At 55.9% G+C, this 9,736-nt stretch carries 9 protein-coding genes; 2 read left to right on the forward strand and 7 right to left on the reverse strand.

Going from position 1 to position 9,736, the window contains the following annotated elements; translation table 11 throughout:
• The 3 genes from ACTIKR_RS10835 to ACTIKR_RS10845 form a co-directional block, all read right to left on the reverse strand.
• Window positions 1–354 (reverse strand): hypothetical protein (locus tag ACTIKR_RS10835; RefSeq protein WP_442327831.1); only part of this gene is annotated, 354 nt, incomplete at its 3' end.
• Window positions 355–389: 35 nt separating this feature from the next.
• A complete protein-coding gene (locus tag ACTIKR_RS10840; protein WP_193087116.1) occupies window positions 390–824 on the reverse strand; it encodes a DNA polymerase III subunit chi in 435 nt (144 codons plus the stop codon).
• Complete coding sequence (locus ACTIKR_RS10845; RefSeq protein ID WP_193087115.1) at window positions 814–2,343, reverse strand: leucyl aminopeptidase; 1,530 nt, start codon at window positions 2,341–2,343, stop codon at window positions 814–816. The genes ACTIKR_RS10840 and ACTIKR_RS10845 overlap by 11 nt, the downstream gene beginning before the upstream one ends.
• Window positions 2,344–2,399: 56 nt before the next feature.
• Between ACTIKR_RS10845 and lptF the strand changes: the two genes are divergently transcribed.
• Window positions 2,400–3,506, forward strand: coding sequence for an LPS export ABC transporter permease LptF (gene lptF / locus ACTIKR_RS10850; RefSeq protein WP_442327832.1), 1,107 nt, complete (start codon window positions 2,400–2,402; stop codon window positions 3,504–3,506).
• A gap of 242 nt (window positions 3,507–3,748) precedes the next feature.
• Window positions 3,749–4,738: a CysB family HTH-type transcriptional regulator gene (locus ACTIKR_RS10855; RefSeq protein WP_193087113.1), complete on the forward strand. Its 990-nt coding sequence runs from the start codon at window positions 3,749–3,751 to the stop codon at window positions 4,736–4,738.
• Window positions 4,739–4,938: 200 nt separating this feature from the next.
• Here ACTIKR_RS10855 and ACTIKR_RS10860 read toward each other — a convergent pair whose 3' ends face one another.
• The 4 genes from ACTIKR_RS10860 to ACTIKR_RS10875 all read right to left on the reverse strand — a co-directional run.
• On the reverse strand, window positions 4,939–6,615 hold the full coding sequence (locus tag ACTIKR_RS10860) for an AMP-binding protein (RefSeq protein ID WP_442327833.1): 1,677 nt from the start codon (window positions 6,613–6,615) through the stop codon (window positions 4,939–4,941).
• Between the two features lie 49 nt (window positions 6,616–6,664).
• Complete coding sequence (locus tag ACTIKR_RS10865) at window positions 6,665–7,243, reverse strand: chalcone isomerase family protein (RefSeq protein ID WP_193087111.1); 579 nt, start codon at window positions 7,241–7,243, stop codon at window positions 6,665–6,667.
• A gap of 107 nt (window positions 7,244–7,350) precedes the next feature.
• Complete coding sequence (locus ACTIKR_RS10870; protein WP_442327834.1) at window positions 7,351–8,820, reverse strand: OmpP1/FadL family transporter; 1,470 nt, start codon at window positions 8,818–8,820, stop codon at window positions 7,351–7,353.
• Window positions 8,821–8,943: 123 nt separating this feature from the next.
• A partial coding sequence (locus ACTIKR_RS10875; protein ID WP_442327835.1) for a 3-hydroxyacyl-CoA dehydrogenase family protein occupies window positions 8,944–9,736 on the reverse strand: 793 nt, incomplete at its 5' end.

A 9,736-nucleotide genomic window follows, 5' to 3' on the forward strand; every position in this document is an offset into this window, starting at 1 on the left:
TTGCGCAGGCATCAGGACCGGCATGTCATCGGCCTCATCCTGCCACGCTGGCGTGCTCTGCGCAGGCGATTGGCGCCGCACTCCCACCGGCGGAGGGGGAATATGGACGGCGCCGGTATCTTGCGGTTGTCGAACGGGCGCGGCGCTATCGATTCGGCCAGGTGTGGCACCGACCGTTGGGCTGGTCGCCGTATGAGCGGATGTGGGCGGCTCAGGCAGCAGGACCGGGATATCATCGTCAACCGGCGCCTGATCGGCTCGGGCGTCGATTGAATGCAGATCCAGGTGCGGTTCCTTCGCCTCGGGCGGGGTCGACAGCGTATGGTCTGGGCGTTTTCTGAAGGTAATGGACATAAATAGAGACTCCTTGCAACGAGTCGGCCAGCGTGTTAGTGGCTCGATATATTATGAGCCCGAACATCATGGCCGGCAGCCGTATATTGTTTGTAGCGCAACCGGGCAGCGGCCTTGTCCTGTTCGTGATTGGAGACAATTTCCAGCAATCGTGTAAATCCTTCGGTATCCGGTGGGCAGGCCAGATCCAGATTCAGCAGCCACGGGACGGGAGCGCCGTCCTGCAGCGCCTGCGCCGGGCTGACGCGTGTTACCCGTACCGGACTGTTTGCCGGCGTGTCCGGGCCTACTTCATCATGCGGGATAAAGAGCGTGTCTTCCAGCGCCCAAAGCTTGCGCGAGAATACGGCCAGCCGTTTTGGATCTGTGCAATAGATCAGGACCGGCTGGCCGGCCTGATATTGCTTGCGCACGACGTCGCAGGCCATGCCAAGCCGGTCTGCCGCGCCGAAGGCAAAATCAATGCGCATTCGCTTGAGCCTGCCGTTCAATCAAAAACTGACACAGCATGGGGACCGGACGTCCGGAGGCGCCTTTGTCCTTGCCGCCCTTGAGCCAAGCGGTTCCGGCAATATCCAAATGCGCCCAGCGATAGGCTTTGGTATAGCGCGCCAGAAAACATGCTGCGGTAACCGAGCCGGCAGCGGGACCGCCAATATTGGCCATATCGGCGAAGTTGGATTTGAGCAGGTCCTGGTATTCGTCATCCAGCGGCATGCGCCATGCGGTATCCAGTGCACGCTTGCCTGCGCTCAGCAGGTTATCGGCAAGGGCGTCATCGCTGGCGTACAGCCCGCTATGGAAATTGCCCAACGCCACGATGCAGGCGCCGGTCAGCGTTGCGATATCCACAACGACGGCTGGCTCAAAGCGCTCGGCGTAAGTGAGGGCGTCACACAGAATAAGCCGGCCTTCGGCATCGGTATTGAGAATCTCGATCGTCTGCCCAGACATGCTGGTGACCACGTCGCCCGGTTTGGTGGCACGTCCGTTGGGCATGTTTTCCGTTGCCGGAATCAGACCAATGACTTCAGTGTCCAGTTCCATATGCGCAAGTGCCTTGAACACGCCCAGCACCGAAGCGGCGCCGCACATATCAAATTTCATTTCATCCATGCCCAGTCCGGGCTTCAGGGAAATGCCGCCTGTGTCAAAAGTCACGCCCTTGCCGACCAGGACAACCGGTCCGTCGGACTTCTGTTTTTTCTTACTGTTGGCACGTTCAGGCGAGTACTTGAGCACGATAAAGCGCGGTGGCTGCTCCGAGCCTGCCGCCACCGACAGGAATGCATTCATTTTCAAGGCTTCCAGCTGCTTGCGTTCCAGCACCTCTGCCGTAATGGATTTATGATCCTTGGCCAGTTGTTTGGCCTGGTTGCCAAGATAGGCAGGGGTACACACATTGGCGGGCAGATTGCCTAGTTCGCGTGTCAGCCGTAATCCCCTGGCGATCGCTTCGCCATGCCCAATGCCTTCCTCGACCTGTTTCTGATCGGGCTTGTCGACAGTGAATACGAGTTTCTTGAAGGATGATGTGGCGGGCCGTCTTTCCTTGCTGAATGTAGCGGTATATTTGTAGACGGCGTTGCCGGCGGCGGTTGCTGCCAATTGCGCGCTCTGGCGCAGCGTAGTGGCCGGGCAGGGCTCTTCGAGCAGCGTGGAAACCGCTTCGGTCAACGAGCCGTCGCTGCAATAACCGGCAATGGCCACGTGTGCTTTGGACATCACGTTGCTGTTGAATTTTTCCCTGGCGCCAAGCCCCACCAGCACCACGCGTTCGGCGCGCACGCCGGGCAGGGTGCGCAGGTCGAACAACGTGCCCGCGGCCGCCTTGAACTCTCGTTTGAGTACGGCATCGATGGCACCGTCAGAGGCGTGGTTGATGAGCTTAGCAGTCTCTCCAAGCACGCCCTCGGTGTACACCCCGACGAATAAGACGGTGGTTTTGATTTGTTGAATCGAGCGGCTTGTTTGTGTGTTAAATTCCATGTTGTTTCTACCTTGAGGCGTCGGAAAGATGCCCTCATTATCCCCCATCTTTACTTATGTCGCTATTCAAACGGTCCGTTGTTGCAGAAATCACCAGTCACGGTGGCGTTGTCTTTTCAACGCTGATCATCGTATGGCTTAGCGTGCTGCTGGTGCGTCTGCTCGGTCAGGCGGCCGAAGGACAGATCGGTGCGGACATTGTATTGGGTATAGCCGCACTGTCGAGCATCACTGCCTTGCCCACCATTTTGTCGGTGGCGCTGTTCATTGCAACCATCACAACCATTTCACGCAATTACAGAGAGTCTGAAATGGTGGTCTGGTTCGCCAGTGGCGTCTCGCTCAAAGACTGGATTTCGCCGGTATTGCGTGTGGCGCTTCCTGTCTGTGTACTGATCGCCATCCTGACGCTGGAAGTGACGCCCTGGGCTTATCGCCAGATCGAAGAATATCGTCAGCGTTACGAGCAGCGCTCCGACCTGTCCAAGATTACTGCCGGGCAGTTCATCGAATCGGCTGGCGGCGCGCGCGTGTTTTTCACCGAAGCGCCCACGAACCCGCAAGACGAGATTGGCGCCGTGTTTGCCCGCGTCCTGGACAACGATTGGTATACGATTGTGACCTCAAAAAACGCCCGGATCCGTCGCGAGGACAATGGTGATCGCTATGTGGTGCTGGGACCCGGCAACCGCTATGACATGAAGGCTGACAGTGCCGAATTCCGGATGGTCAGTTTCGATTCCTACACGTTGCGCCTGGAAAATTCATCAGGCACCAGCGCCGATGAAATCGCCCGGCAGAATGCGCTGAACCAGATGAAATCGCGCCCAACAACCAACCTTATCCAGGACCGCAAGGCGGAAAGCCAGGCCCAGATTATGTGGCGGGTTTCCTTGCCGCTGGCCGCCCTGAATCTGGCATTGCTTGCCATTCCACTGGGCGCGGTCAACCCCCGCCTGGGGCGCTCGGGAGACTTGTTGCTGGCCGGTCTGACTGGGTTGCTCTATATGAATATGATCAATCTGACGCGCGGCTGGATCAGCAATGGAAAAATAGACTTTCTGACCGGGACCCTGTCGCTGCATGTTATTGTCCTGGCGCTGTGCCTGTATGCGTTCTATACCCGAATGCGTTTGAAAACCCCAAAAAAATCAGCGGCTTAGTACGCGCGCATATATTCATGTGGTATTTCAGTTGAAATAGACTATATGTATATACTTAATAATTATATAAATACGGTTCGTTATAACTTATAATCCAATGATGCGTATTGCCGCTAGTGGCTGCACGCTGTCATCACCAGCGGGTTCCGCGACGGTCTTGGGCTATCTATGGCCCTCTGTGCTGTTGTTACTGTTCCGGCATCTCGGCTGCAGCGGTCAGGTGGATCAAAAAGGCAAGGATAATGAATCTACAGCAATTTCGTTTTATACGTGAAACCATCAGACGTAACTACAACCTGACTGAGGCTTCCAGAGTTCTGTTCACCTCGCAGCCCGGTGTATCCAAGGCGATCATCGAGTTTGAAGATGAACTGGGCGTCAAGGTTTTCGAACGCCACGGCAAACGCATCAAAGGTCTGACCAAACCAGGGCAGGCGGTGGCCAGCATTATCGAGCGCATCATGATCGAGGTCGATAATTTGAAAAAAGTCAGCGATGAATTTGCGCGTCGCGACGAGGGCAGTCTGGTCATTGCATGTACGCATACGCAGGCGCGCTATTTTCTGCCCCGGTTCATACCGGAATTTAGGCGCCGCTTTCCCAAGGTTCATGTTTCCCTGGCTGAAGGCAGCCCGTTGCAACTGGCGCAAATGGTGTTGCAGGAACAGGCCGACATCGCACTGGCCACAGAATCCCTGTCTGAAGTGAGCGGACTGGCGACACTGCCCTGCTACAGCTGGGAGCATACCCTGGTGGTCAAGCCGGATCACCCGCTGACAGAACTGACTTCCTCGCAGGCAAAAAACCTGTCGCTTGAACAGATTGCCCAATTTCCCATCATCACTTACGATCGGGCTTTTTCGGGCCGCACGTCGATTGATCAGGCTTTTGCCAATAAAGGACTCAAGCCGGACATCGTTCTGGAAGCCATTGACGCCGATGTGATCAAAACCTATGTCGATGTGGAAATGGGTATTGGCATCATTGCCGGCGTGGCTTTTGACCCCCGGCGCGACTCGGGTTTTGTGGGGATTCCGGTAGGACATCTTTTTGGCACGCATATTACCCGTATCGGCCTCAAAAGTGGGGTATTCCTGCGTGATTACGTGTACGATTTTCTGGCCATGCTGACACCGCAATTAAGTCGCGATGCGGTCGAGGCAGCAGTCAATTCCAACGGCTCGGGCGATACAGACAACGACTTTGCACCGCCGCTACGCCGGGTATCTTAAAGTTAAAGCTGGGAAATACGGTAGGCGTCCTGGTGGCCACCGGCCGGCATGACAAGGTCCCCGGCGGCCCCGCCCAAAGAAGCCCGAAGACTGATTGGTTTGTCTTCGGGCTTCTTTTATGCACCAGTCAGGCGAGCGGGCATCTGGCCGTTTTCAAGCCTTTCTCAAAAACGCACCTTCTTTATTTTCAGTCCCTGTTTTCAGTCCTTTTCAGGCGCCTGTTTTAACTCGCGCTTGAGAATCTTGCCCACTGCAGACTTGGGCAATTCATCACGGAACTCAACAATCTTCGGCACTTTATAGCCCGTCAGCTCGTTTCTGCAAAAATCGATCAGTGCTTTTTCGGTAAGCGAGGTATCCTTGCGCACGACCACTATCTTGACCACTTCACCTGATGCACCGTTCTCAGCGCCGATTGCGGCTACCTCGCTGACACCAGGGTGAGAAGCCACCACTTCTTCGATTTCAGACGGGTACACATTGAATCCGGAGACAATGATCAGTTCTTTTTTGCGATCGACCAGGAAAATATAGCCGTCCTCGTTGATATACCCCATGTCGCCGGTGCGCAAAAAGCCATCAGGCTCAAAGGCCTTCTGGGTTTCGGCTTCATTGTGCCAGTACTGCCGCATGACCTGCGGTCCCTTGACGCACAGTTCCCCGGTTTCATTGACGGCCAGCTCCTTGCCCTGGTCGTCGCGAATCGAAATCTCGGTAGAAGGAACCGGCAAGCCGATCGATCCATTGAATTCAGTCAGGTCCAATGGATTGATGGTGACCGCCGGCGAAGTCTCGGTCAGGCCGTAAGCCTGCGTCAGCGGTCTGCCGGTCACTTGTTTCCAGCGCTCGGCTACGGGGCGCTGCACGGCCATGCCGCCGCCGAGCGTCAGCTTCAGATGTTCAAAAGACACCGATTTGAAATCGGCGTTGTTCATCAGCGCATTAAACAGCGTGTTGACGCCGGTGAATGCGGTAAACGGATATTTGCGCAATTCTTTGATAAAGCCGGGGATATCGCGTGGGTTCAGAATCAGCAGATTGGTTGCGCCCAGCCGGATGAAAGTTAGGCAATTGGCAGTGAGCGCGAAGATATGATAAAGCGGCAGGGCAGTGATCACAAAATCGTTATTATTGCCCTTTGCATAGGGTTTGACCCAGGCGTAGGCCTGGCACAAATTGGCCACCAGGTTGCCGTGGCTCAGCACTGCGCCTTTGGCCACACCGGTCGTGCCCCCGGTATATTGCAGGAACGCCATGTCTGAATGATCCAGGCTGACCGGTCTGAAGTCGTTGGGGGTAGTGCGCTTCATGATATCGGCAAAGCGAATATGACCTGGCAGGGACCAGGCAGGAACCATCTTCTTCACATGCCGTACGATCAGATTCAGAAGCAGCCCCTTGACCGCGCTCAGCATGTCCCCCAGCGTAGTCACGACCACATGCTTCAGGTCTGGCAGTGCCGGTCTGGCCGCTTCAAGCGTATGCGCAAAGTTTTCCACGACGACGACGAACTCTGCCTGGGCGTCTTTGAGCTGATGTTCCAGTTCGCGGGCCGTATATAAGGGATTGCAGTTGACCACAGTGCATCCGGCCAACAGTGTGCCAAACAGCGCTACCGGATATTGCAGGATATTGGGCATCATGAGGGCGACGCGTGTGCCCCGCGTAGCGCCTTGTTCCTGCAGCCAGGCAGCAAAGCGGCGGGCTGCCTCATGCAACTGCGCATAGCTCAGGGACTGTCCCATGGAGATATACGCGGTCGAGCTGGCATAGCGTTTGCAGCTTTCATTGAACAGTTCCGCCAGCGAGGCATAGTCGTCTATATTGATTTGCGCCGGAACGCCTTTTGGATAATTTTTTAGCCAGATTTTTTCCATGTCTTATCCTAGGAGTAAAAGGACTATAAACTAACGCCGGACCGCAGCGTCAACCCGCACCAAGCAACGCCTGCTTCAGCGACGATTGGGCGGGGTCTTTGCCCAGCCATACTGCAAGCAGTGCCTGTGCAAAGCCCGCGTCATCGACCGCGCCTTGCTGTCCTCCTAGCGCCGAAACCGACACCCGCGAGCCGGAAAAAATCAGGTCAATCACACTGCCTCGTTTAAGGCTTTTCTGTTTGAGCAGCAGGCCGGCAAACTGTTGGGCAGACGGCTGTATTGCTTGCCACTGACTTGTATTGGTATTGTCTCGCAATCCTTCATTTAATGCATCGGCCAGGTCAGTGCTGTCAATGTCGCGTAACAGCACCAACCGCATGGCACGCGGCGCGGTACTGCTGATAAGCGCCTGCGCCTGGTCGGTTTTTTTACCAGTGTACAACGCCGCCAGATATACGTCGAATACCACCTTCTTGCGAATACCGGCGCCATTGAGGACCAGCTGTGTGTTGCCGACCTGCAGGGTGTCAGGTACGGTGTGCCCGTCCACGGTCCTGGCGTTGGCGTCCAGCACCAGGGTCGACAGAATGACAAGCGCGGTGGCCAGAAAAGATGCATTGAATTTCATTGTTTGCCTCCGAATAATTCTTGTTGCGGTGCAGTCCATCGAGCATGGCTCGGAATGGATCCGAACCATGCACGATGCATCCTGCAGCCGGGACAGCCGGTGCTTTGTCAGAAGCGGTGCGAGACCTGCAGGCCGAAAATATGGCCATGGGACTTGTAGCTGCCGCTTAGACGACCGTATTGGGCAAGGTTGCCGTCATTGGTGTTGTCTACATGCGATTTTTTCAGATACATATAGCTGTAGCCGACATCGATTGCGGTATTTTCCGAAGGCTTATATTGGGCACCCACGGAGAGCCAATAGCGGTCATTGTCCGGTAACGAGGCCGGGCGGTGCTCCGCGGAGCGTACCGGAGACTGGTCCCAGGCAACGCCGGCCTTCAGCTTCCATTGTGGCGCCACTTGATACATGGCACCCACAGCAATGCGCCAAGAGTCCTTGAACTTCAGATCCAGACCGGCGTCGGGCAGGGTGTCGCTCTTGATGGTCAGCTTCGGCAGGCTGCTCCAGCCGGTCCACTGGATGTCACCCAGCAGTTCCCAGCGCGGGCTGATGCGTTGATACACGCTGAGCAGTGCCGTATCGGGAAGCGTCACGCTGGCGCTGGATGAGGTGGTCAGCGATCCCGGCACGAGGCTGTAGATTTCCTGCAACTGTGCGGGCATGGCGCCAATCATGGCGGCCGATGGGCGGTGAATGTCAACGTCGGTATCACCCGTGGCTTTGTACTTGATGCGGGACCGGTAGGACAGGCCGATGCGCGTGTCTTCGCTGGGGTGGAACATGACGCCGATATTCCAGCCCAGGGCCGTATCATTCATTTTTACCTTGGCTTCGCCATCCAGGATGGGACCATACTGATCGCCCACAGCCTTGCCCATGGCTGCGGCCTGTTGTGCAGGAACGCCGGCAGCGATGTACTTTTGCGTAACCGCGCCGGCAACCTGGCTGCGCATGTCAACCACGGTGCTCTTCTCATATTCAGCCTTGATGCGCTGGATATTGATTCCTGCGCCAATCGACCAACTATCGTTCAGCTTGTAGGCGAGCGATGGGTTGAAATTGATGGTTTCGATTTCAAATTTCTTGGAATGATAGCGGCCCATGAAGCCATCACCATAATCGGTCGCTAGACCGAATGGTGCGCCGATGCCCAGGCCGGCGAACAAACGATCTGAGACCTGCCATGAGACATAGGCATTGGGGACAAAAGCGCCGCCGCCCGCGTTATCGCCCTCGCTGCCCAGCCGAGCGCCGGAGAACTGGGCGTTGGCTGTGCCGAAAGCGGCAGGCAGCGAGCTGCGATCATTGCTGAACTTGAATGAAGGGATAATGTAGTTGCCACCCACGGATATGTTCAGGCCGGGCAAGTTGGTCATGCCGGCCGGGTTGTAGTAAATGGTGGAAGCGTTTTCTGCCACGGCACCACTGCCCGCGTAGGCCACGCCCAGTCCGCTGGCATTCTGTTCCAGCAAATTGAAGCCAGCGGCATGCACCGCTGTGACGTTTGATATTCCCAGCCCGAGCAATGTTGCGCTCAGAAGCGTCTGCTGGAGTTTGTGTGTATGTCTCTTCATACGTCCATCCTAAGTGTAAAACCGGTGATTGCTTGTTTAATAGCTCTGGTATTGCTCCAGGCTGTCAAGTCTTATCACATTTGTAATATAAGGGGGTCATTCTTACTGCCCCGCTGCGTCTTGTCATTGTCCTCCGTTGCTACGTTTGTAATGAATGGGTCCTCCCGTAAAAGGTGCAAACCCAGTGCCAAATATCACGCCGGCATCAGCAAGATCTGCATCCTGCACGATGTTGTGCGCAAGTTGTTTTTCGGTCTGCTCTATCAGTGGCTTGATCAGGCGTTGCGCCAGGCCCTGCGGAATGGTTTTGCTGCTGCGTTGATCATGCTTGCGGTCTTTCCACACGTAAAACCCTTCACCGCTTTTGACACCCAGCTTGCCTTGTGTAATTTTGTCCTGCAAGCAGCGCGGCGGCTCCTGGCCTTCGGACAACTGTTTGCCGGCGGCCATGGCAATATCCAGGCCAACCGTATCGGCTAGCGCGATCGGCCCCATGGGCATGCCGAACTCCAGCATGGCGGTATCGATAACTTCGGGATCGATGCCTTCGTCAATGCACCGCATGGCTTGCAGCATGTAGGGGGCGAGTACGGCGTTGACAAGAAAGCCCGGCGTGTCCTGGACCGGTAGCGGCAGCTTGCCGATTTTGCCGACAAAGGCGGTGGCGGTGTCCACTGTTTCCTGGGCGATGCCATCGGCGTGCACCACTTCTACCAGTGGCATGCGTGACACCGGATTGAAAAAATGGATACCGACAAAACGTTCGGGGCGGACCAGTACGCTGCGCAGTTCCCCAATGGACAGGCTGGATGTGTTGGTGGCCAGAATGGCCCCTTCTTTCATTTTTGGTTCTATTTGCCGATAGAGCGATTGCTTGGCTTGCGGATTTTCACTGATCGCTTCAATCACCAGATCA

Source organism: Advenella sp. (assembly GCF_052108595.1).
In the GTDB taxonomy this organism is placed as follows: Bacteria; Pseudomonadota; Gammaproteobacteria; order Burkholderiales; family Burkholderiaceae_B; genus Advenella.